This is a genomic window from Roseburia lenta (assembly GCF_014287435.1).
GTDB lineage: Bacteria > Bacillota > Clostridia > Lachnospirales > Lachnospiraceae > Pararoseburia > Pararoseburia lenta.
The window spans coordinates 336,514-360,013 of sequence record NZ_JACOPG010000004.1 but is presented as its reverse complement, the minus strand read 5'-3'; the positions used below and the strand labels follow the sequence as shown (position 1 = coordinate 360,013).

Genomic DNA, 23,500 nt, shown 5'->3' with positions numbered 1-23,500 from the left:
ATGTTTAAAAGTTTTCCCAGTTTCATGAACGCGCTGGCTTCATTTCTTGAGCCATTCCGTTCCTTACTGTTTTAAGGTTGCTTTTTAAAAAGCTGTTCGTTTGCGATCATTTCTGATCGACTTGAATTATTCTCTTAGAATCTTTCAAGGTTGTTTCACTGTTCAGTTATCAAGGTTGGTTGCTAACAGCAACTTTGATATCTTATCATGTATCAAGTCGTTTGTCAACAACTTTTTTATTTATTTTCGAGTCGTTTGTGACCCGAACAACTCCATTATCATATCAAATGATTTGAAGCTTGTCAACAACTTTTTAATTAATCTTTTAAATCCTTCTTTTAAAAAGTTGTCATGCTGTGGTAGAATCTCATCTTCCTGACCGCTCTCCCCGCCAGCCATGTTATAGTACCACTTCACTCCTATAGAAGTCAATAGAAATGTCGAACTTTGTTAAAGTGGCACGATTGCAGTAATTGTGCTATTTTATCTGACAATTTGCACAAACTCGTTTTTTACAGGATTTCCAATGCCTCGCGCACATTCTCAACCCCTTTTAGTAACATTCCATCCGGCTTTTGTATATTTTTCATACACACTTTAGGCAGGATACATTGCTTAAATCCCAGTTTGTGCGCTTCTGCTATTCTTTGTTCTACCATATTTACAGATCTCACTTCGCCACTCAAGCCTACTTCGCCAAAACAGATCATATCTTCTGCGATCGGACGATTGCGAAAACTTGATATGATCGCCAGGACCAGTCCAAGATCCGTTGCCGGTTCACTGACCTTCATGCCTCCTGCAATATTGATATAAGCATCCTGGTCTGCCAGTCTGACTCCCACGTTTTTTTCCAATACTGCCATCAAAAGGTTGACGCGGTTGTAATCCACGCCCGCCGCCGTTCGTCTTGGCATACCAAACGCACTGTGGCATACCAGCGCCTGTATCTCCACCAGCAAAGGTCTTGTACCTTCCATGGTACATACAACGATCGAACCACTGGCATTCTTGGGTTTGCCATCCAACATATATTCTGACGGATTGGGAACTTCCCGCAATCCTGACTGGCACATTTCAAAGACACCGATCTCGTTCGTAGAACCAAATCGGTTTTTAACAGCACGCAGGATACGATAACTGGCATAGCGATCCCCTTCAAAATAAAGAACCGTATCTACCATATGCTCCAGTACACGCGGGCCTGCCACCGTCCCCTCTTTTGTCACATGTCCCACGACAAAGATAGCGATCCCCTGTTCTTTTGCTAGGCGCATCAGCACGCTGGTGGCTTCTCGTACCTGCGAAACACTCCCCGGTGCCGAATTGACATTTTCACGGAACATGGTCTGGATGGAGTCGATGACAACCACCTGTGGCTTGCGCTCTTCGATCACGCCCTGTATCAGATCCAGATTGGTCTCGCACAAAAGTGCCATTTCATCAGAAAAGATACCGATCCGGTCTGCACGCATCTTAATCTGTTGCAGTGATTCCTCTCCCGAAATATACAAGACCGCGATTTTCTGGTCTGACAGACTCTTACAGGTCTGCAATAAGAGTGTCGACTTACCAATGCCCGGATCTCCGCCTACCAATACTAAAGAGCCCGGCACAATGCCACCGCCCAGTACACGGTTCAACTCTTCGATATGAGTATCCATCCTCTTTTCCGATGACGACTGGACATCATTTAATTTTGCCACCTGTACTTCTGTGATCTGTCTATGTGTCACACTGGATTTTTTATCAACGATTTCTTCTACCATGGTGTTCCATGCCTTGCACGCCGGGCATTGTCCGACCCATTTGGACGATTCATAACCACATTCCTGACAGAAAAATACGTTATTCTTTCCCTTTGCCATTCGATTTCCTCACGGTTTCTTCTATATATTAAGTATTCATGTAATCGGAGTGAACTTTCTATTACATAAGAAAGATCCTCGTCAATCTATGACGGGGATCTCCTTTTTATTATATCTTGTATGCTTTTAGCACTTTTTTACATCTACAGAGATCGCACTTTCGGCATCCAATTCCACGCTCAAATTCAACTTACCGCCTAAATTCGTCTTCATTGTACCGGCATCAGCCCCGGCAACCTTGACATCATATTCGGTTTCCGGTTCAAGTTCCAAAGTGATCTGCGCGTCTTCCGGTCCCTCTACCGTAAATGTCACGCCATCTTCGGTAGCCTGAAAATGCTCTACGGAAGTCCCCGGAACGGATTCATATACAAACATACCATTTCGCTCCAGCTTGGTGATCTCCTGGAAAGTCTTTACCTTGTATAAGTCTCCCTGATGACTCACATTGTCCAGTTTGGACTTGGTCTCCAAACTGTAATCTCCAAAACTAATAGTACCATCTGACTCACAACGAATTAATTCGCTAACTACAGCCATTTTCTTCTCCTCCTGCTTCTTTAAGGCAATGCCTTTTCTCTGTCTTACAATGTATGAACATTATATAATACAAGATATAAAATATCTAGTAAATCCAAGGATATTCATAAAAATTTTAGAATTATGAAGTAAAGACGATCTTGCCTTTTCTCATCGTGACAACGACCTTACTGCCCTTCTTTACATCCCCGGAAAGAATAAGTTCTGCCAAAGGATCTTCCAGATCTGTCTGGATGCGCCGGCGCAATGGTCTTGCTCCGTATTTCGGATCATAGGAAACCTCTACCAGATGCTTCTTGACCGCATCCCGGATGGTCAGATCGATATCCAACTGCGTCTTGCAGCGCTCGATCAAAGAACGGGTCATGATCGTCACGATCTCCTTCATATCCTCCTTATTCAGGGAACGGAATACGATCGTCTCGTCAATTCGATTTAAGAACTCCGGCTTAAAGATGCGTTTTACCTCTTCCATAACGCCGTTTTTCATAAATTCATAACTATTCTTCTCATCTTCGACCGATGAAAAGCCCAGTTTCTTCGGCTCAACGATTGCCTGCGCTCCGGCATTGGAGGTCATAATGATGATCGTATTTTTGAAACTAACCTTGCGTCCCTGAGAATCCGTAATATGTCCGTCATCCAAGACTTGAAGTAAAATGTTAAATACATCCTGATGTGCTTTTTCAATCTCATCAAAAAGAACGACCGAATACGGATTACGGCGCACTTTTTCACTCAACTGTCCGCCTTCTTCGTGTCCTACATATCCTGGCGGTGAACCGATCATCTTGGATACGCTGTGCTTTTCCATATACTCCGTCATATCAACGCGGATCATTGCTTTTTCGTCTCCAAAGACTGCCTCTGCCAAAGCCTTGGAGATCTCTGTCTTCCCAACACCTGTCGGTCCTAAGAACAGGAAGGAACCGATCGGGCGGTTTGGCTCCTTGAGACCTACACGTCCTCGTCTGACCGCACGCGCTACAGCACTGACCGCATCTTCCTGTCCTACCACTCTCTTATGCAGGGTCTTTTCCAAATTGCGCAGGCGAACAGCTTCTTTTTCATTTAATCTGGATACCGGGATCTTGGTCCAGATAGAAACCACCTGTGCAACATCATCCTCTGTCAGAACTAACTGCTGTTTGTCTTTTCTGTGTTCGTATCTCTTTCGCAAAGACTTTATTTTCTTTTCCAGAGTCGCCTGCTGTTTGCGGCAATCAGATGCTCCTTGCACATCCCCTGCCATCAGGCATTCTTCTACACCGCGAGCCGCCTCCTTGCACTCTTCTTCCAAGGTCAGCATCTGATCCGGTGCTTTCACTTCCATCAGACGTAATCTGGCAGCCGCTTCATCCACCAGATCAATCGCCTTATCCGGCAGGAAACGATCTGCGATATAACGCTGCGACATTGTCACCGCAGCATGGACCGCTTCGTCCGAAATCGTAATGCCATGGTGCTTTTCATAGCGTTCCTTGATGCCTTGCAAGATAGCCTCTGTCTCTTCTTCAGTCGGTTCTTCCACCGTGACCGGCTGGAATCGGCGTTCTAGGGCGGCATCTTTTTCTACATATTTGCGGTATTCTGCGATCGTAGTCGCACCGATGATCTGGATCTCGCCTCTTGCCATTGCCGGCTTTAAGATATTGGAAGCGTCGATCGCACCTTCTGCACCACCTGCACCGATGATCGTATGCATCTCATCTATGAATAATATGATATTTCCTGCCTGCATCACTTCGGCGATCACGCGTTTGATACGTTCTTCAAACTCGCCACGATACTTAGAACCTGCCACCATGCCGGACAGATCCAGTGTCATCACGCGTTTATCTGCCACAGAATCCGGCACCATGCCTAACTGGATCCTCTGTGCCAAGCCTTCCACGATCGCAGTCTTTCCAACACCCGGTTCCCCGATCAGGCATGGGTTGTTCTTGCCCCTGCGGCTCAAAATCTGGATCACACGCTGGATCTCACCCTCTCTGCCGACAACCGGATCCAACTTGCCCTGCCGTGCCATATCTGTCAGATCTCTGGCATATTGATCCAAGGTAGATGTCTCGCCGGCACCGCGTTTTCTTCTCTTATTGGCATTATTTTCTCTATATGTAATGCCTTCTCTTCCCATAGCAGAGATCAACTCTGCAAATAATTTCTGTGTATCTACGGACATGGATGCCAAGATGCGTGCGCCCGCTGTATCCTGCATACGCACCATGGCAAGCAAAAGATGCTCTGTACCGATCTCATCCATACCACATGCAATGGCTTCCTGTTCTGCCTGTGCCAGCATCTGATCTAACTTTGGTGTATTGCCGTCCCATTCTGCAACAGCGATACCGCCTTCCGGCGAGATCAGTTCTTCGATCAGGTCGATCAAATTCTTTTCTGATACGCCAAGACCCTGTAAAACCTTGGCAGCCAGACTGTCTTCCTGTCTGACCAATGCGACCAGCAGATGCTCAGTCCCTATATAATTATCTCCCAGACGTTTGGCTAAGCGTTTGGCATCCGCCAAGGCTGCCTGCGCCTGTTCCGTCAACTCCATCATATTATAAAGCCTCCATATTATAAGTCATTTAAATCAAGAATATCCAACTGTGCATCAAGGTCAGCCCCCTTATAGCGGGTATTTTCCTTGCTTTGGAAAGCCTCGGTTCCCTTGATGTCACTGTAAATCGGCTCCTGCGGTGCCGTCTGTCTATTCTTGTTTGGCTGCGCCTGTAAAGCATCTTCCGAAGCCGCCTTGCCAGCCGTTTCGCGTTTGACCTCCGGCGCTTCCTCTGTCGTCTCGATCTCAGGCTGAGTTTCTTCTGCCTCCATATCTGTCAGATCATCTTCAAAAAGATCATCCTCCAGATCGTCGAACTCGTCCTCTTCTTCCTCACGCAGATTTCTGCGCAGTTTGACAAAGATCGATGTCTTTTCCGCGCCCTGATCCGCATCCTCATCCTCTGCAGGATCATCCATAAGATCTTCTTCTATCGCTTCATCTTCTGCGCCTGCCAGATCCGGATCGTTCGGCTCATCCTCATCCATCCAATCCTCTTCTTCCTCCCTGCGCCTGCGGGATAACAAAAGATTGATGATCACAACCGCAAGTACAACAATAACGAACAAAAGGATCGCTACCAGATAGCGCTGCTTCTGCCATTTTCCAAAATATTCATCACTGCCGGCAGCAGTCGTCACCGGCTCCTCTGCCGTCGTATCCTGTGATAACAGGTCTTCATTCACTCTCTGGAGGCTGCCATCCGTATTATCATACTGGAACCATCCGGTCACGCCGTCCTGATTGGTACCATATACAAAATAGAAATCGCTGTCATCCCCCTCTTTGTAAACAGATAAGGCCTGATCTCCAACGGTCAGTGTTGTCTCTGTAAAAGAATCACGCAAAAGACTATCCGGCGTTGCCAGAACCACATACTGTTCTGCTGTACCAAGCATGGTAAAAGGTGTCACCTTATTCATGGCTTCGTCATACTGATAAAAGACACCATCCCCTGCCGTGTTATCTGCTCTCTTTAGATAAAGAAGGGTGATCGATCCATTGGATAATTCCCGATAGGCATAGCCATCAATAGTCACTCTGGTACGGCTGAAGCCTGCCGGAATCGCGCTCTCCGGGTAACGCTCGGAAACCACATAGGCAACGCCATCAATGACAAACTGTCCGTCTGCCGCCTGTGTCGCAGTATCCTGTGTATCCTGGGTCTGCTGTGTATTCATATCCCCAGTGCCTCCGGCAACCTGTACGGAAGCAGAACTTCCGGTGATGGTCGGGGATGATACGATCAAAGAGGACTGTCCCTGAGAGGCTGCCGTAAATTGCAAAGTTGCACTCGTCCCCTCAAACGTGATCGTGTTGCCATCCGTCGTATAGGAAGCAGAACTTCCGGCGAACTGCAAAACATCTGCATTGTAGCGCAGACTGATGCTGCCGGACTCTGACGCTGTAACCGTAACCGATAAGGTATCACCGACAGAAAGACTGTCCGCACTCATATGGATCGTCGTTGTCCCATCCGCAAAACACGGAAAAGACAAGGTCGATAAAAGGGCAAGCACGCCCACAAGCATACCTATGAAATTCTTATGTTTTCTATTCATTATGTTCACCTCAACAAGTCTTCTCAAATGAGTATTCTACATATGAAATTATAGAAAACTATAAGACTTACGTCAACAATTTCTGCATAAGAGTATGCCCCAAATTCCACCAGTCAATACAGAAAAGACTGCCACTAAAATCGTGCTGTTGCATTTTAACAGATCCAGATCCATCCATAAAGCAACTGAAAAAATAATGCTGATCGATACCAAAAGCGCCACCAAGCCACACACCACGATCATTTCCCTGTCTAATCCCTTTTTCTTTGATTCCATCTTTTTCGTCTCCCTTCATTTGATGGGATCATCCTACCATATGTTATGTACCATTAATGTCTCATCTTGTTTTCCTTTTTTATTTTCGTTATGATTACAAGCGGTAATCAAATAATTGATATGAAATAATCAAAAAACGGAGGATTATTACTTATGAAAAACTGCATTGTCGCACAATCCGGCGGTCCGACCGTAGCTATCAACGCCAGCCTTTCCGGCGTGATCGAAAAAGCATATACCAGTGGCTCTTACGATCATATTTACGGATCCCTGCATGGCATTCTTGGCATCTTAAACAATGATATCATCTGCTTTGACGATAAATTAGAAGACGAGACTTTTTTACAGGCACTTGCTACGACGCCTGCCATGTACCTTGGTTCCTGCCGTTATAAACTGCCAAAGATGGCAGACGATATCGAACTCTACGAAAAGATCTTTGCTTTTTTTGAGGCAAATGATATCACCGGTTTCTTTTATATTGGTGGCAATGATTCCATGGACACCGTACTGCAGCTTTCCACTTACGCAAAACTTCATGAAAAATCCGTCACCATTATGGGCGTGCCAAAGACCATTGATAACGATCTGTGTCTGACCGATCATACGCCGGGTTTTGGCTCTGCCGCTAAATATATCGCAACAACCTTGCAGGAGATTGCTTACGACACTTCGATCTATCCTCTGCCAAGTGTAACGATTGTCGAGATCATGGGGCGTGATGCCGGCTGGCTCACAGGTGCCGCTACCCTAGCCAGAACCGATTATGGTTTGGGGCCGGACCTGATCTATCTGCCGGAAACAGCCTTTGATACCGAGAGATTTTTAGAAGATGTCAAAGAGATCATGCAAAAGAAACCAAATGTCCTGATCGCCATATCCGAAGGCATCCGCGACAAAGACGGAAAATATATCAGCGCCTCCACCAAGACGCTTGACTCTTTCGGGCACAGCCAGTTAAGCGGTGCCGGTAAGACCTTAGAGACTTTGATCGCACACCGCTTGGGCATCAAAGTGCGCTCGATCGAGTTAAATCTGCCGCAAAGATGTGCCGCTCATCTTTCTTCCCTGACGGACATCGAGGAGTCCAAGGAATTAGGACGCATCGCCGTAGCCCATGCCTTAAAAGGAGCCAGCGGTTATATGAGCATTATCCGCCGCGAATCCAACCAGCCTTATAGGGTATCCTACGATATTGCGGATATTTCTCTCATCGCCAACGAAGTCAGATCCGTACCGCGTGATTTCATTAACGCCTCCGGCAACAATGTGACAGAAAAAATGGCAGAATATCTCCGCCCTATCATTGTCGGTCAGCCAAGCCTGACCTACGAAAATGGCATGCCGGTCTATCTGCCGCTGCCGCATCTGTATCCTTCTTTATAAAAAAGAATGTGCCTTAAGCACATTCCTAAATAAATACCCCATAGAGTGCCTTATCTCACAGCACTTCTATGGGGTGATTTTTTACTATATATGAAACCTGCGTTTCATCTCTATTCTGGCAGTACGTCCGCCCAGGATCATTGATCCCAAAAACATGAAAACCGTAACCAAAAAGGCAATATCCGAAACCAGCGGCTGGGTCACGATACCGATACGGATCAGAACCAGCGGTACGATACCGACCAATACCATCGCCACCTGTAGGATCAGATAACTCTGCCAATTCCTACGGTTGATCAGCATAAGGATCGCCAATGCCAGATCCAGCAAAATGATCGCCGCCGGCAGCACGTAACTGACCGACCAGCCGGAAAATCCCAAAAAGGTATCGATCAGAATGATCAAAAGCACGGCACCCGCAACACCGGAAAGAATGCGGATACGATAGCCTGCATTATCCTTTAAGATAATGTAGCCCAGCCACAAGAGGTACGCCAGGGAACAAGTCACGATTTCTCCCCAACGCAGTGTCGGTGTCAGCCAGACATTTAAGGCGATGCAGACACTTGCGATCACAATAAAGGCAAAACTAAAGATCCGATATAAAACGGTCGTCTTGCGCACCCCCGATACTACATCCGGGTAAGTATGTCCTTCTTCCTTTTTCCCATCCAACACCCCACTGCAAAGCGGGCACTTGACGGCATCATCTAAAATCTCTACTCCACAATATTTACACTTACTCATAATATACTCCATTTGTCTCAATCTTTACATCTATCCCATCCTGCGCGATCTGACGGAAAACTCTGCGCTGGATCGCCGTATCCTGCCATGCCGAGGTATAGGTATAGACTAGGGTGTCCTGATAGGATGTGATAGTCGCCTTGAGACTCTGCCCCTTTGAAAAAGATAAAAAAGAATGAACGGTCTGGATATAAGGTTCATATACCTTTTCTACCTTGATATTGCCGATATTGGTCACCGTCGTCGTGTTGGCAAGCGCCGACTGGGTATAGACCAGGCGCATAGCCAGATTTTTCAAAAAGAGCGGCACGGCACGCGCTACGACCATCAGCTCATTGGATACATTGTAGGAAAAGATCTTTTCCAGATGCTCCTTGTTGATCTGTGCACGCAGACTGTCTTTTGTAATGGCAAGGATCTCCGCAAAGGTATATTCGTTTTTTTGCGGTGCAAATTCTGCAGACACCATGACAAAGAAATTCTTGGTCGTAATAGAATCAAAATACGGACGCAGATTGACCGGAACCGCCACACGAATTGGTCTGTCCTCTGTAATATGGCGATAATTTTCCTGATATGCCGCCCAGATAAAAGTTGCCACCAGATACTCGTTGATGCTGACACCATAAGCATGACATACTTTTTTCAGTTGCGGGATCGGCAGATAGCCATGGATCACCCCAAAACCATCGTATGCCAGTTTCTCTCCCTTGATCAGAAATGCCCTCTTGGACTGGTAAACGCTCTTAGACTTTTTCTTATAGTTTTTCAGGAAAGAATCCTCACGGTTCAAAGACGTATCTGCACTGAGTTGATCTCCCTGGGTCTCGCGCAACTTGGGATGTGCCAGACGCAGATACTGATAGGTCAGTTCCCGTAAAAAATTGATGCCTCCCATGCCATCCGTCAGTACATGAAAGACCTCTAAGTTGATACGATTCTTATAATAAGTCACACGGAACATATAACTGTTGTTCTTGGACTGATGGATCAGGCGGCAGGGATAGGTATGCTCCTCATGTACCCGCGGTGCCTTCTTTCCATTTTCTTCAAAATAATACCAAAAAATGCCACTGCGCAGACGCAGGTTAAAGCCCGGCATCTTTGGAAGTACCATATCCAGTGCCTCCTGCAAGAGCCCTTCATCGACCTCTTCTTTCAGCACACAGGAAATACGGTATGTATTTGTCATGCTCTCTCCCGCTATGACCGGAAAGAGATTTGCTGTGTTATCTAATTTGTCCCACCGAATATAATCTTTTGCCATAAATACCCCTTTTCTTCTTTTATCTATTGTGGGTCATATGCAAGGATTAGTCAACCTATATTTTTGCATATGAAAGAATGAAAAAAGGCTCACCCCTACATTTGTAAGGATGAGCCTATTGATTTACCTATACCAATCTTATAAGAAGATATACTTGAGTACAAAGAGTACTGCCAGGATATACATAAGTGGATGGATCTTCTTAGCCTTACCAACAACGATGTTGATAACAACGTAAGAGATAACACCTACTGCGATACCTTCTGAAATGCTGTAAAGAAGTGGCATTGCGATCATGCAAAGGTATGCCGGAATGGATTCTGCCGGATCATTAAAGTCGATATCAACAACAGCAGATACCATCAAAAATCCTACAAAGATCAAAGCCGGTGCAGTTGCAAATCCAGGAATGGTTGTAAATACCGGAGCAAAGATGATTGCCAGTAAGAATAAGAAACCTGTAACTACAGATGCAAGACCTGTTCTTGCGCCTTCAGATACACCTGAAGAACTCTCTACGAAAGTAGTTGTTGTAGATGTACCAAGGATAGCACCTGCAGAAGTCGCGATAGCGTCTGCCAAAAGTGCTGGCTTGATTCTCTCTAACTTTCCGTTCTCATCCAACATATCTGCCTTGTTGGCAACACCGATCAGGGTTCCGATCGTATCAAACATATCTACGAACAGGAATGCAAAGATGATAACAACGAAGTCTAAAGCATTGACTCTGCCCATATCTGCCTGGAAGCACTGACCAAAGGTCTCTCCCAAAGAACTGAAGTCAAAACTTACCCACTGGGTTGGGATCAAAGAATAGAATCCTGCATCAACATCAACGGTATAGATCCCTGTCAACTGACAGATGATACCAAGGATCCATGTAGCGAAGATACCAATGAGGAAAGATCCCTTAACATTCTTGATATGTAAAACAGCAATGATGATCAGACCGATCACACAGAGCAATGCTGCGATACCTACGGTGTGGAAATTCTCTGTGAAGTTTACAACGGTAACCAGCGTAGAGTCACTGTTTACAACAATGTGTCCGTTCTGTAAACCGATGAATGCAACGAAAAGTCCAATACCAACAGATACGCCCTTTTTCAACTGCATTGGGATGGCATTAAAGATAGCCTCACGCACATTGGTAAGAGAAAGTACGATAAAGATGATACCTTCTGCAAATACTGCCATAAGAGCGATCTTCCAATCATATCCCATGGTTCCGCATACGGTGTATGCAAAGTAAGCATTCAGTCCAAGTCCCGGAGCAAGTGCAAATGGATAATTTGCTAAAAGTGCCATGCAAAGGGTTCCGATAAATGCTGCGAGTGCAGTTGCCATAACAATCGCGTTTGCGTCCATGCCGGATGCAGAAAGGATTGAAGGATTGACTGCCAAGATGTAAGCCATTGTCATGAATGTGGTAAGACCACCGATGACTTCTGTCTTCACATCAGTGTTGTTCTCTTTGAGTTTGAACATTTTTTCTAACATGTTTTCCTCCTATTACTACGTGTCTTGCACGCGTTATCGTGGGCAGGTAAGGATGCGTTCTGCCCTTGTTCAACCAGATGATTATACTTGAAAAACCGCCCTTTTTCAAGATAAAGTGACAAAGGGATAAAAATATGTCCCATTATTTATCCTTATGTTTTTTATCAGTCATTCTTATAAATATATAACTCTGCTTTAATTTTTATAATCTTGCCTTATGAGTACCTTGTCACAAAGTCGCCACCATGCTATACTTATGAGCGTGTATGTAATCACAGGTTCGGACAATTTTGTCCCTCAAATACATAAGCAAATATTATATAGGAAGGAACACATTATGAAAATCGGATTTGACAATGACAAATACCTGCATATGCAGTCAGAACACATCAAAGAACGCATCAACCATTTCGGAGACAAACTGTATCTGGAATTTGGCGGCAAATTGTATGACGACTACCATGCATCCCGCGTTCTGCCGGGCTTCATGCCTGACTCCAAACTGCGTATGCTCCTACAATTAAAGGATCAGGCAGAGATCGTGATCGCTATCTCCGCCGGAGCCATCGCCTCCAATAAGATCAGGGGCGATCTGGGCATCACCTACGACGAGGATGTACTTCGTCTGATGGATGTCTTTCGCAGTTTTGGGCTTTATGTCGGCAGTGTTGCCATCACCCAGTACACCGGTGAAGCAGCCGCTGATGAATTCCGCCACCACTTAGACTCTCTGGGAGTTCCTTCTTATATCCTCCACAAGATCGACGGCTATCCAAGCAACATCGAGCATATCGTCAGCGATGAGGGGTTTGGAAAGAACGACTATATCAAAACCAGCCGTCCACTCGTTGTCGTAACGGCACCGGGTCCGGGAAGCGGCAAAATGGCAACCTGTCTTTCCCAGTTATATCACGAACACAAACGCGGTGTTTCTGCCGGATATGCCAAGTTTGAGACTTTCCCGGTATGGAATCTCCCACTCAAGCACCCGGTCAATATCGCTTACGAAGCCGCTACGGCTGACTTAAACGATGTCAACATGATCGATCCTTTCCATCTGGAATCCTATGGAAAGACCACAATCAACTACAACCGTGATGTGGAGATCTATCCGGTATTAAAGGCCATGTTTGAGCGCATCTACGGCACTTGCGCTTACCAGTCTCCGACAGACATGGGCGTGAATATGGTCGGCAACTGCATCAGTGATGATGAGGTCTGCCGCGAAGCCGGAAAGGCTGAGATCATCCGCCGTTATTATACTGAGATCTGCAATATCAAAAAGGGACTTGGTTCTAAAGACGCACTCTACAAGATCGAACTTCTGATGAAGCAGGCAGAGATCTCTCCTGCTGACAGAAAGGTTGCTGTCGCAGCCATGGAAGTAGAAAATCAGACACACCAGCCTGCCGTTGCCATCGAGTTGGATGATGGCAGTATCATCGATGGAAAGACCTCTGATCTGCTCAGCGCACCTGCTGCTGCCCTCTTAAATGTCTTAAAGGAATTGGCAGGGATCGACCATGAGAAACTTTTGATCTCGCCGGAAGCCTTACAGCCGATCAGCCGTCTGAAAAAGAATTATCTCGGCAGCAATGATGCCAGCCTGCACAGTGACGAAGTGCTGGTAGCCTTATCCATCAGTTCCAATACCGATGCCAATGCCAAGGCTGCTTTTGACCAGTTGCCAAACTTAAAGACCTTAAATGTACATTCTTCTGTTATGTTGGATGAAGTGGACGAACAGATCTTCAAGAAACTGGGCATGTATCTGACCTGCGAACCAAAGACAAAGGTAAAATAATAATCTTTTGCGGTATAAAAAAGCCGATCCCCTGTATGATGGCATGCATGGGATCGGTATTTTTTACCTGTTTCTATAAAAGACTTGCCTTGATAAACTCTGCAAAGAGTGGATGTGGCTTGTTCGGACGGCTCTTAAATTCCGGATGGAACTGTACACCCACATGGAATTTGTTGCCGGATACTTCTACTGCCTCCACGATCGCATCGTCCGGTGAAGTACCACTGATCGTCAGACCCTTTTCTGTCATCAGATCACGATAAGCATTGTTGAACTCAAAACGATGTCTGTGGCGCTCGTCAATATTTTCCTTGGCATAAGCACGTTCCAAGGTCGTACCAGCCTTGATCTTACATGGATAAGAGCCCAGACGCATGGTACCGCCCTTTCTAAGAACTGCCATCTGTTCTTCCATAAGGTCAATGACCAGATGCTCGCCACCCGGATTGAACTCACCGGAGTTAGCATCCTCTAAGCCGCACACATCTCTGGCAAACTCAATGGCTGCCACCTGCATACCCAGACAGATGCCAAGATATGGCACATCATGCTCTCTGGCATACTGGCAGGCTAAGATCTTGCCTTCCACACCACGATCTCCAAATCCGCCCGGTACCAAAATACCGTCCAGACCGGATAAGATTTCTTCTACATTATCCTTGGTGATCTTCTCACTATCGATCCACTCGATCTCCACCTTGGCATCATTGGCATAACCGCCATGCAAAAGTGCCTCATGCACAGACAGATAAGCGTCATGCAGGGCTACATATTTACCTACGATAGCGATCTTGGTCGTCTTGGTCAGATGATCGATGGTATCGACCATCTTTTCCCAACCTGCCAGATCCGGTGTCTTATCCTCGATCTGTAAGCGGCGGCATACCACGGTATCCAGACCATGCTCATGCAGCATAAGAGGTGCCTTATAAAGGCAGTCCATGGTATCATTTTCGATCACGCAATCCTTTGGCACATTACAGAAGAGGGAGATCTTGTCCTTGATGCTCTGCTCCAACGGACGGTCTACACGGCATACAATGATGTCCGGTGCGATTCCCAAGGACTGCAATTCCTTTACGGAATGTTGGGTCGGCTTTGACTTATGTTCGTTGGAACCGGAAAGCCATGGTACTAAAGTCACATGGATAAAACAGCAGTTTTCCCTTCCACGCTCCAGTGATACCTGACGGATAGCCTCCAAAAACGGCTGGCTTTCAATATCTCCCGTCGTTCCACCAATCTCTGTGATCAAAACATCTGCATCGGAACTCTCTGCCCCCATATAGATAAAGCGCTTGATCTCCTCAGTAATATGTGGGATCACCTGTACGGTCTGTCCTAAGTATTCACCCTTTCTCTCACGGTTTAAGACATTCCAGTAGACCTTACCACTGGTCAGGTTGGAATACTTGTTCAGATTTTCATCGATAAATCTCTCATAATGTCCCAGATCCAGATCTGTCTCCGCGCCGTCATCTGTCACGAAAACCTCGCCATGCTGGTATGGGCTCATGGTTCCCGGATCTACGTTCATATAAGGATCCAGCTTTTGTGATGCCACCTTGTAGCCACGCATTTTCAAAAGTCGTCCCAGCGATGCTGCCGTAATGCCCTTTCCTAGTCCTGATACTACTCCACCGGTTACAAATACATGCTTTGTCATAAAATTCTCCTTCCTCTTTTTTAGCCATAGGTCCGCACGATATCCTGTGCGATCTCCAAACGGCTCATTCTCTTATCCATTGCCTGTCTTTCAATATATTTATGCGCATCCTCCTCTGACATCCCACAATAGGAGATCAAAAGACATTTTGCGCGCGATACGGTCTTTAAACTATCCAGTTTTTTCTGTAATTTTGCATTTTCTTTTTGTGCCATTGTGATACGTCTTTGTGCGACCCTGGCAAGTTTTAGGGCGCTCCAGAACATCTGCCTGCTGATCGGCTTGCTGACGGTGATCACACCGTAATCCTCCACCCGATCCATGATCTCCTCGCTGTATTCCGCTTTGACAAACAAAATGACCTGACAGATATTTTTCTCCGCAATGTCGATCGACAACTGCTCGCCGGATTCCTTACGCAGGGGTGCATTGATCAGACACAGATCAAAATCTTTGTCGACCAGCATGCGTCTGGCTTCCTCGCCGCTATCCACCACGGTGATCTCTTTATAATCATTTTGCATCAGAAAATCGCGAAAGAACTCGATGCCCTTGGGCGCATCACATACGATCAACGCTTTGTCCATCCGCGCATCCTCCCTTCATAAAAATGAATTGCTTACATTGCCTCCTGCTCGATCACTTCTATGAAACGATTTGCGATGTCCTTGCATGGACTATTCTGTAAAAATGCACTCTTCTTGGCACATTCTACCGCCTCTGTCAAAGACAAAGGCAGCTTATCGTAGGATGCTTTTTCCTCATCCTTTACCAAACGGCTACTCTTATCCACCGGCGATGGCAGAATCTCTTTGCCACGCACCCCGGCAAGCCCTGCCTGGATCACGATGGCAAATGCCAGATAAGGATTGATTCCGGAATCCGGCGAACGCAGTACAAAACAGGTACGCTTGCCCTGCACGATCGGCACACGCAAAAGACGTGACCGGTTCTGGGCTGACCAGGTAATATACTTTGGTGCTTCGTTCTCTCCAAAACGCTCATACGACTGCTTCTGGGTATTTAAAAATAAGGTAATATCACGCATACGGTGGAAAACGCCTGCCATAAAGTGTTCGGTAAACTCCGGATCGATCTCATCCATATTGACGCCGTTTTTCCATGTGGAGATCTTCATATGCAGACCATTGCCGCTCTTTCCCTTGAGAGGCTTTGGATCAAAGGAAGCAAAGACCCCGTTTCGGTTAGAAATGGCACTGACCACATTTTTGTAGGTAATATAATTGTCTGCGGTTCCAAGCGCATCCGAAGACCGGAAATCGATCTCATTTTGTCCCGGACCGGATTCATGGTGGGAAGATTCCGGCTGGATGCCCATTTCTTCCAAGGTCAGGCAGATCTCTCGCCGGATGTTTTCTCCACGATCCTTTGGCGCAATGTCCAGATATCCACCTTCATCCCAAGGAATATCGGTCGGTCTGCCCTCATCATCTGTCTTAAAGAGATAAAACTCACTCCGCAGTCCCATACGACAGGAAAATCCCATATTGGCACATTCCTGCAGGGTATCTTTTAAGAACTTTCTGCTGTCGTAGGGATATGGACTGCCATCCGGCAAGACCACATCACAATAAAAACGGATCACCCGCCCCTGCTGCGGCCGCCACGGCAGGACATTTAAGGTATCAGGTACCGGTTTCAAATAAAGATCCTGATAAACGGGATCATCATATCCTAAGATCAAAAAGGAGTCAAAATTGATGCCTGTTGTAAAAGCTGTCCGCAATTCTTCCGGCATAATAGAAATATTCTTCTGATTTCCAAAGATATCGCAAAACGCCAGTCGAATGAATTTGACATCATTTTCTTCCACAAATTCCATTACTTCTTCCATCGTATCGTCTGCCATAGTAACCTCCATCCCATTAGTAAAACGCACGGTTTTGAATGTAAAAAAGCGCCCGAAGAGGGCAAAAGTCCTGTAGACCCAAGCCCTACTTCGAACGCCATTGTTCGTTTAACAGTAATACTTTACTACATCATGTTTTCTTTGTAAAGATACTATTTTAAAAATAATTCTGCCACAAAAGTGATGGCACAACAGACCACTGCCACCTCAAACAAGCCCCCATGAAACCATGCCACCAAGATCCCACAGATCAGTGCCAGAAGACCTGCGACCGGACTCTGTGTGGCTTCCACCATTGCCGGAAAGGTCATGACCGCCAGGGTCACATAAGGCACATAATATAGAAAGGATCTGATAAAGGGACTTTTGATCTCCTTGCGCAAGAGCACCATGGGAAGCATGCGGATGCCATAGGAAACCAGTGCTGTGATAAGTATATAAATATAGATATTATGACGCATGCTCTGCCTCCTCCTTGTGTGGAAATACGATCGCAGCGACCGCAGAGATCACCAGCGTCAAAAGAATGGTCCTCGTTCCACTTGAGATCGATGCGATCCCCGGCAAAATCCTCGCCAGATAAGAGGATGCAAAACTGATGACGATCAGTCCCAAGACCACCTTATCCTTCTTTGCGGGCGGAATGATGATGGCTAAAAACATACCATAGAGGGCAACACTTAAGGCACTGACGATCCTCGCCGGCAGGATGCTGCCTGCCAGACAGCCCAACATGGTGCCAAATGCCCATGCCGGAAGTGCCAGCGTAATGATGCCATAGGTATAATTTGGATTCAAATAGCCCGGCTGCGAAACCGATAAGGCAAAGATTTCGTCGGTGATATCAAATGCCACCAAAAAGCGATGTCCGATCGATGCCTCCGGTTTGATCTTCTGGCTTAGGGCTATGCTCATCAAAAGATATCTGGCATTGGCGATAAACGTCATAATGGCGACTTCTACATAAGATGCCTCCACCATGATAAGGGAAAATGCTGCATACTCCCCCGCCGATGCGTTATTAAAAAAACTTGCCAAAAAAGCGGCAAAAGGACTCAGTCCTGCCCTTTTTGCCATGATCCCCAAGGAAAAGGAAACAGCCAAATAGCCCATGGCGATCGGGATTCCCTCCGTCATACCCTTACGAAACATTTTTCTGTTTGATGCAAGTCCAAAAGAATACTGACTCTGTGTCTTTTTCATCTGTCTTCCTAACTTTTTATAAAATAGCCTGTTTTTTCATATGTGATAAAACGCCCAAAGTCGCGATCATGCATATGCCTTCCGTCACCGGAAATGCCGTTAAAGATTGCCACCCCGACCAGGGCCAGATTTGCGATCACGCCGTAAGCCGCCACAGCAACATTGCCTACCAGAGCAAGCAAGAGGTAATTAAATACCATGGTCGTCACCCCGGATGCGAACTCTCCGACAAAGGCTGCCACGCCCAGTTTCATGGATGCCAGAAGACGGCGCAGTTTTGCCGCAATATAATTTTTAATTTACTTTTTACTTCCATTCTCTATATCCTCTTGTAACTGTGTCCGAATATCTTCAAAGACTTTTCTTGTCCTTTCATTTTCCGATGCAAATTCTGCCAAACGCAGCAGGTAGCCCTGGCTCAAGGCGATCTGGCGGCTCTTTGGATAGACCAGTTCATAATATAAACTGATGTGTCCTACCACATTGTCGACCGGCGTCTTTTTCAAGGCACGAAGCACGGCATGCCGCTCTTTAAATGCCTGCAAGACCTCCGAGGTCACCTCTGCCTGCTTCAAGGTCTCTGTCGTTGTATTATAAATATCCTCCATAGGTGTTTCCAGATTGACCCGGAAAATATCGATCTTATCTGCATCCCTAAGGATCTGGCAATAGGTCTTTTCCATCTCGGATAAATCCGGTGGCAGGCGGTAGGCACTGTGATATTTGATCGCCTTATAAAGATAAATGTCCCACGACGGATCTAAGATGACCTGACGGATCCTGCCACAAGAAGCATCCTCCTTTGTCCCAAATAAGATCTCTGTACTTAAAAGCGCATGGTCAATGGAATCCGCATCCGAAAACGTGTTGAATCTGCGGATCTGCTCAAATCTGCCGACATCATGCAAAAGTCCGCTCAGCCAGGCTGCCATGCACTCGACCTCATTTAGTGCCAGACTCTCAGCGATCGTCTGACATAGTTCTGCCACATGATAGGTATGCACTGCTTTGAGCGCGATCTTGGGATCTTCCATATCATAGTCTGCCGTATAAGATGCAAACCATTCTTTTGCTTTTCTTTTTGTCTCTGCGATTTCTCTTATTTTCATGCCATACTGCCTTTCTTTTCTGCAAACCTGTTCTATCATAACAAAAACCTGCGTCAAAGTAAAATGACGCAGGTCTTATCACATCTTTTTTTATTTTTCTTTTTTCTTTTTCCTAATCCCTATTCTACATCCTGAAGGGCTGCATAATCTTCCTCACCGGTACGAACCTTAACAACTTTAAGAACGTTATATACGAAGATCTTACCATCTCCGATATGTCCGGTATAAAGTGCCTTCTTGGCTGCCTCGATCACTGTTGTTACCGGAATCTTGCTGACAATGATCTCAACCTTGATCTTAGGAAGTAAGGTTGCATCCATCTCAACACCACGATAATATTCGCCGGCGCCCTTTTGTACGCCACAGCCCATGACCTGGGTTACCGTCATACCGGTCACGCCGAGATCGTTCATTGCCTTCTTTAAGGTATCAAACTTGGAAAGTTTTGCGATAACAACGATCTTATGCATACCTGTGTTGAAGATCGGCACACCGTTTGCATCCAGATCATCTGCTTCTGCAACAACCGGAACTGCGGTATCTTTTTGCAGATCAGATGCCTTATCGTACTCACCCTCACCAAGATCTGTGTTCTCGTTGACATCCATTGCCATAGAAGTATCGGTAATAGAAAATCCAGCATATGCACTTGGAAGACCATGTTCCATTGCATCCAAGCCGACGATCTCCTCTTCCTCTGTAACACGAAGTCCCATGACCGCCTTAATGATCAGGAATGTAATGGTGATCAGAACGGCTGTATAGAGTGCTGTGGTTCCCATACCAAGCAACTGTAATCCCAACTGCTTGAATCCACCACCATAGAATAAACCTTTTCCGGCGATCTGGTTTGCACCAAAGGTAACGCCATCACCCAGACCTCTTGCAAAAGCAGGTGCGGTATCGGTTGCGAAAAGTCCAACGGCGATCGTCCCCCAAATACCGTTTAAGCAATGTACGGCAACGGCACCAACCGGATCATCTACATGCAGTACATAATCACAAAGCCATACACCAAAGACGACGAGCAGACCGGAAACAGCACCGATCACGATAGAGCCAAAGGCATCTGTTACATCACACCCGGCGGTAATGGCAACCAGACCTGCCAAAGAAGCGTTCAGACACATAGATACATCCGGCTTACCATACTTGATCCACGTAAAGATCATACAAACAACGGTTGCGACCGCCGGAGCGATGGTCGTAGTTACGAAAATAGAGCCGAGTTCTTCTACAGAAGTTGCTGCTGCGCCGTTAAATCCATACCAGCCGAGCCAGAGGATAAATACACCAAGGGCACCCAGTGGAATGCTGTGTCCAGGGAAAGCATTGACTTTAACAATCTTTCCTTCCTTATCCTTGGTAAACTTTCCAATTCGAGGTCCTAAGATGGCTGCACCAATGAGGGCACAGATACCACCGACCATATGGATACAGTTAGAACCGGCGAAATCGTGAAATCCCAACTGGGCTAACCAGCCGCCGCCCCATGTCCAGTGTGCTTCGATCGGATAAATGATCGCTGAGATCACACCGGAATATACACAGTAGGAAATGAACTTTGTTCTCTCTGCCATGGCGCCGGAAACAATGGTTGCCGTCGTAGCACAGAATACTAAGTTAAATACAAAGTTTGACCAGTCAAAATTTGCATAGTTGGTGAAGATATCAAATCCCGGCTTTCCGATGATACCTACCAGATCTTCACCCAGTAAAAGCGAAAAACCGATCAGTATGAACATCACTGTACCAATACAAAAGTCCATCAGGTTCTTCATAATGATATTTCCGGCATTTTTTGCTCTGGTAAAACCAGTCTCTACCATGGCAAATCCTGCCTGCATCCAAAATACTAACGCTGCGCCGATCAAGAACCAGACTCCAAAGGTCTGCGAACTGATGGCATCCATAATCTCTTGTGTCATAACGTTATCCTCCTTTAATTACATTTTAAAAGCGTGCACGTTTCGAGAATTTCCTGCGAAAACGTGCACGCCTTTGTGCATTTACTTTTTCCTTTTTTCTTTATTTGATACTGTAAAGCATCTCTCCGTAGGTCGGATATGGCCAGATGTCGGATGGGATCACAACTTCCAAGTCGTCGATCACCTCGCGCAGACTGCTCATATCACTAAAGATGACCTCGCGGTAATATTTAGCAATCTCAAGTGCATCTGCGGATTCGTCTACCTTGTCTACATCTGCCTCCAACTTGTCTAAGCGCTCTGCTAAGGCTTCGGTCAGACTTGCTGCCTTTGCCAGCATTTTTTCTTCTGTCTTAGCCGTGACGGCTACGCCCGTTGCCTGTTTTGCATTAAAGACCTCGGCCAAGGTGTACTGATATTCTAAGGCTGCTCCCATGATGTCTTTCTTGGCCATGGAGATCAGTGTCATTGCCTCGATATTGATGGTCTTATAATAGTTCTCCAACAAGATCTCGTAACGGGAACAGATCTCTGACTCGGTATATACCTTATTCTTGGTAAAGAGTTCGATCGTCTTATCCTGAATAAATACCGGAAGGGCATCTACGGTTGACTTCAAGTTTGAAAGCCCTCTTCTTTCTGCCTCTTCTACCCATTCCTCGCTATAACCGTTGCCGTTAAAGATGATTCTCTTATGGGCTACCAGTTCTCTGCGAAGGAGTTTATCCAGTGCACTGTCAAAGTCTTCTGCCTTTTCCAATTCATCGGCAAATTCTGACAAGGACTCAGCAACGATGGTATTTAAAATAACGTTCGGTCCTGAAATAGATGCCGTTGATCCTAAAGAACGGAACTCAAACTTATTTCCTGTGAAGGCAAATGGTGAAGTTCTGTTTCGATCGGTCGTATCCTTTGGAATATGCGGCAGAACCGTTGCTCCAATGGACATGAGTGTCTTTTCTTTATCGTGATAATCAACGCCCTTTTCGATTGAATCCACAACATCTGACAATTCATCTCCTAAGAATACAGACATGATGGCTGGTGGTGCTTCATTGGCACCCAGACGATGATCGTTTCCTGCACTTGCAACAGATAACCGGAGCAATTCCTGATAATCGTCTACTGCTTTAATGACAGCGGTTAAAAACAGTAAGAACTGTGCGTTTTGGGAAGGAGTTGCACCGGGTTCAAGCAGGTTGGCTCCGGTATCCGTTGATATAGACCAGTTGTTGTGCTTACCGGAACCATTGACTCCGGCAAAAGGTTTCTCATGCAACAGACACGCCATTCCATGACGTCCTGCCACTGTTTTCATCATTTCCATCGTAAGCTGGTTATGATCCGTTGCTATGTTCGTGGTTGAGAAAACCGGTGCCAACTCATGCTGAGCCGGTGCGACCTCGTTATGCTTGGTCTTTGCAAGAATACCAAGTTTCCACAACTCCTCGTCTAACTCTTTCATGTACTCAGAAACTCTCGGTTTGATCGTACCAAAATAATGATCTTCGAGTTCCTGTCCCTTTGGCGGTTTTGCACCGAAAAGGGTTCTGCCGGTATAAATCAAATCCGGTCTCTTGTCGTATACGGATTGGTCTATCAGAAAATATTCCTGTTCCGGACCTACGGTTGTAATGACGCGTTTTACGTCTGTATTTCCAAATAATCGAAGCACACGGACTGCCTGCTTATCCAAAGCCTGCATGGATCTAAGAAGTGGTGTCTTCTTATCCAATGCTTCTCCACTGTATGAGCAAAATGCGGTCGGAATGCAAAGTGTATCGTCCTTGATGAACGCATAGGATGTAGGATCCCATGCGGTATAGCCTCTCGCCTCAAATGTGGCACGAAGTCCGCCTGACGGGAAAGAAGATGCATCCGGCTCTCCCTTTACCAGTTCCTTGCCGGAAAATTCCATAATGACTTTTCCGCCCGGTTCCGGGGAAATGAAACTGTCATGCTTTTCTGCGGTCACGCCTGTCATTGGCTGGAACCAATGGGTAAAGTGTGTTGCGCCTTTTTCAATCGCCCAATCTTTCATGGCTGCGGCAACGACATTTGCCACATCCAGTTGTAAATGCAAGCCATCTGCGATGGTTTTTTGCAATGCCTTATAAATGTCTTTTGGCAAGCGCTCCTTCATCACTTCGTCGTTAAAGACCATACTTCCAAATAACTCTGGTACATTCTTTGTCATAATGCTGTCCTCCTACT

The 23,500-nt window shown here is 46.1% G+C and carries 19 protein-coding genes; 2 read left to right on the top strand and 17 right to left on the bottom strand.

Translation table 11 applies throughout. From position 1 onward, the window contains the following. Positions 1-512: 512 nt before the first annotated feature. The 5 genes from radA to H8R94_RS11355 all read right to left on the bottom strand — a co-directional run bounded on the left by radA (position 513) and on the right by H8R94_RS11355 (position 6,806). On the bottom strand, positions 513-1,868 hold the full coding sequence (radA, locus tag H8R94_RS11375; protein WP_186854693.1) for a DNA repair protein RadA: 1,356 nt from the start codon (positions 1,866-1,868) through the stop codon (positions 513-515). Positions 1,869-1,994: 126 nt separating this feature from the next. Continuing rightward, the gene (locus H8R94_RS11370; protein WP_186854692.1) at positions 1,995-2,408 is read right to left on the bottom strand and encodes an endosialidase; all 414 of its coding nucleotides are present in this window, start codon (positions 2,406-2,408) and stop codon (positions 1,995-1,997) included. A 121-nt stretch (positions 2,409-2,529) separates the two neighbouring features. Then, positions 2,530-4,965 carry an ATP-dependent Clp protease ATP-binding subunit gene (locus tag H8R94_RS11365; protein ID WP_186854698.1) on the bottom strand — a complete coding sequence of 812 codons (2,436 nt, stop codon included), beginning with the start codon at positions 4,963-4,965 and terminating at the stop codon, positions 2,530-2,532. A gap of 20 nt (positions 4,966-4,985) precedes the next feature. Then, complete coding sequence (locus H8R94_RS11360) at positions 4,986-6,530, bottom strand: hypothetical protein (protein ID WP_186854691.1); 1,545 nt, start codon at positions 6,528-6,530, stop codon at positions 4,986-4,988. A 72-nt stretch (positions 6,531-6,602) separates the two neighbouring features. Continuing rightward, positions 6,603-6,806, bottom strand: coding sequence for a hypothetical protein (locus tag H8R94_RS11355; RefSeq protein ID WP_118282709.1), 204 nt, complete (start codon positions 6,804-6,806; stop codon positions 6,603-6,605). A 153-nt stretch (positions 6,807-6,959) separates the two neighbouring features. On the opposite strand from H8R94_RS11355, the gene H8R94_RS11350 reads away from it, so the two are divergent. Next, positions 6,960-8,192: a 6-phosphofructokinase gene (locus tag H8R94_RS11350; protein WP_186854690.1), complete on the top strand. Its 1,233-nt coding sequence runs from the start codon at positions 6,960-6,962 to the stop codon at positions 8,190-8,192. A gap of 84 nt (positions 8,193-8,276) precedes the next feature. Here the strand turns inward: H8R94_RS11350 and H8R94_RS11345 are convergent, their stop codons facing one another. The 3 genes from H8R94_RS11345 to H8R94_RS11335 all read right to left on the bottom strand — a co-directional run bounded on the left by H8R94_RS11345 (position 8,277) and on the right by H8R94_RS11335 (position 11,706). Further along, positions 8,277-8,939 (bottom strand): DUF6320 domain-containing protein, encoded by a 663-nt coding sequence (locus H8R94_RS11345; RefSeq protein ID WP_118282703.1) that lies wholly within the window; start codon positions 8,937-8,939, stop codon positions 8,277-8,279. Further along, on the bottom strand, positions 8,932-10,206 hold the full coding sequence (locus H8R94_RS11340) for a hypothetical protein (protein WP_118535872.1): 1,275 nt from the start codon (positions 10,204-10,206) through the stop codon (positions 8,932-8,934). Before H8R94_RS11340 ends, H8R94_RS11345 begins: the two co-directional genes overlap by 8 nt. A 138-nt stretch (positions 10,207-10,344) precedes the next feature. Then, a complete protein-coding gene (locus tag H8R94_RS11335; RefSeq protein ID WP_178009912.1) occupies positions 10,345-11,706 on the bottom strand; it encodes an NCS2 family permease in 1,362 nt (453 codons plus the stop codon). Positions 11,707-12,043: 337 nt separating this feature from the next. On the opposite strand from H8R94_RS11335, the gene H8R94_RS11330 reads away from it, so the two are divergent. Further along, a complete protein-coding gene (locus H8R94_RS11330) occupies positions 12,044-13,510 on the top strand; it encodes a DUF1846 domain-containing protein (protein ID WP_186854689.1) in 1,467 nt (488 codons plus the stop codon). A gap of 73 nt (positions 13,511-13,583) precedes the next feature. Here H8R94_RS11330 and H8R94_RS11325 read toward each other — a convergent pair whose 3' ends face one another. From H8R94_RS11325 to H8R94_RS11285, 9 genes are all read right to left on the bottom strand, one after another. Next, positions 13,584-15,176 (bottom strand): CTP synthase, encoded by a 1,593-nt coding sequence (locus H8R94_RS11325; RefSeq protein WP_118282693.1) that lies wholly within the window; start codon positions 15,174-15,176, stop codon positions 13,584-13,586. 20 nt (positions 15,177-15,196) lie between these two features. Next, complete coding sequence (locus tag H8R94_RS11320) at positions 15,197-15,763, bottom strand: ANTAR domain-containing response regulator (RefSeq protein WP_186854688.1); 567 nt, start codon at positions 15,761-15,763, stop codon at positions 15,197-15,199. Positions 15,764-15,795: 32 nt separating this feature from the next. Beyond that, a complete protein-coding gene (locus H8R94_RS11315) occupies positions 15,796-17,046 on the bottom strand; it encodes a glutamine synthetase family protein (protein WP_118535876.1) in 1,251 nt (416 codons plus the stop codon). A gap of 152 nt (positions 17,047-17,198) precedes the next feature. Further along, a complete protein-coding gene (locus H8R94_RS11310) occupies positions 17,199-17,507 on the bottom strand; it encodes an AzlD domain-containing protein (protein WP_118282686.1) in 309 nt (102 codons plus the stop codon). Beyond that, a complete protein-coding gene (locus H8R94_RS11305) occupies positions 17,497-18,249 on the bottom strand; it encodes an AzlC family ABC transporter permease (protein ID WP_186854687.1) in 753 nt (250 codons plus the stop codon). Before H8R94_RS11305 ends, H8R94_RS11310 begins: the two co-directional genes overlap by 11 nt. 8 nt (positions 18,250-18,257) lie before the next feature. Next, positions 18,258-18,491 (bottom strand): hypothetical protein, encoded by a 234-nt coding sequence (locus H8R94_RS11300; RefSeq protein WP_118282680.1) that lies wholly within the window; start codon positions 18,489-18,491, stop codon positions 18,258-18,260. A 57-nt stretch (positions 18,492-18,548) separates the two neighbouring features. Beyond that, complete coding sequence (locus H8R94_RS11295; RefSeq protein ID WP_118282723.1) at positions 18,549-19,358, bottom strand: HD domain-containing protein; 810 nt, start codon at positions 19,356-19,358, stop codon at positions 18,549-18,551. A 119-nt stretch (positions 19,359-19,477) separates the two neighbouring features. Continuing rightward, positions 19,478-21,286, bottom strand: a complete 1,809-nt coding sequence (locus H8R94_RS11290; protein ID WP_118282677.1) for an ammonium transporter — start codon at positions 21,284-21,286, stop codon at positions 19,478-19,480. Between the two features lie 100 nt (positions 21,287-21,386). Then, positions 21,387-23,483, bottom strand: coding sequence for a glutamine synthetase III family protein (locus H8R94_RS11285; protein ID WP_186854686.1), 2,097 nt, complete (start codon positions 23,481-23,483; stop codon positions 21,387-21,389). Positions 23,484-23,500: the final 17 nt, after the last annotated feature.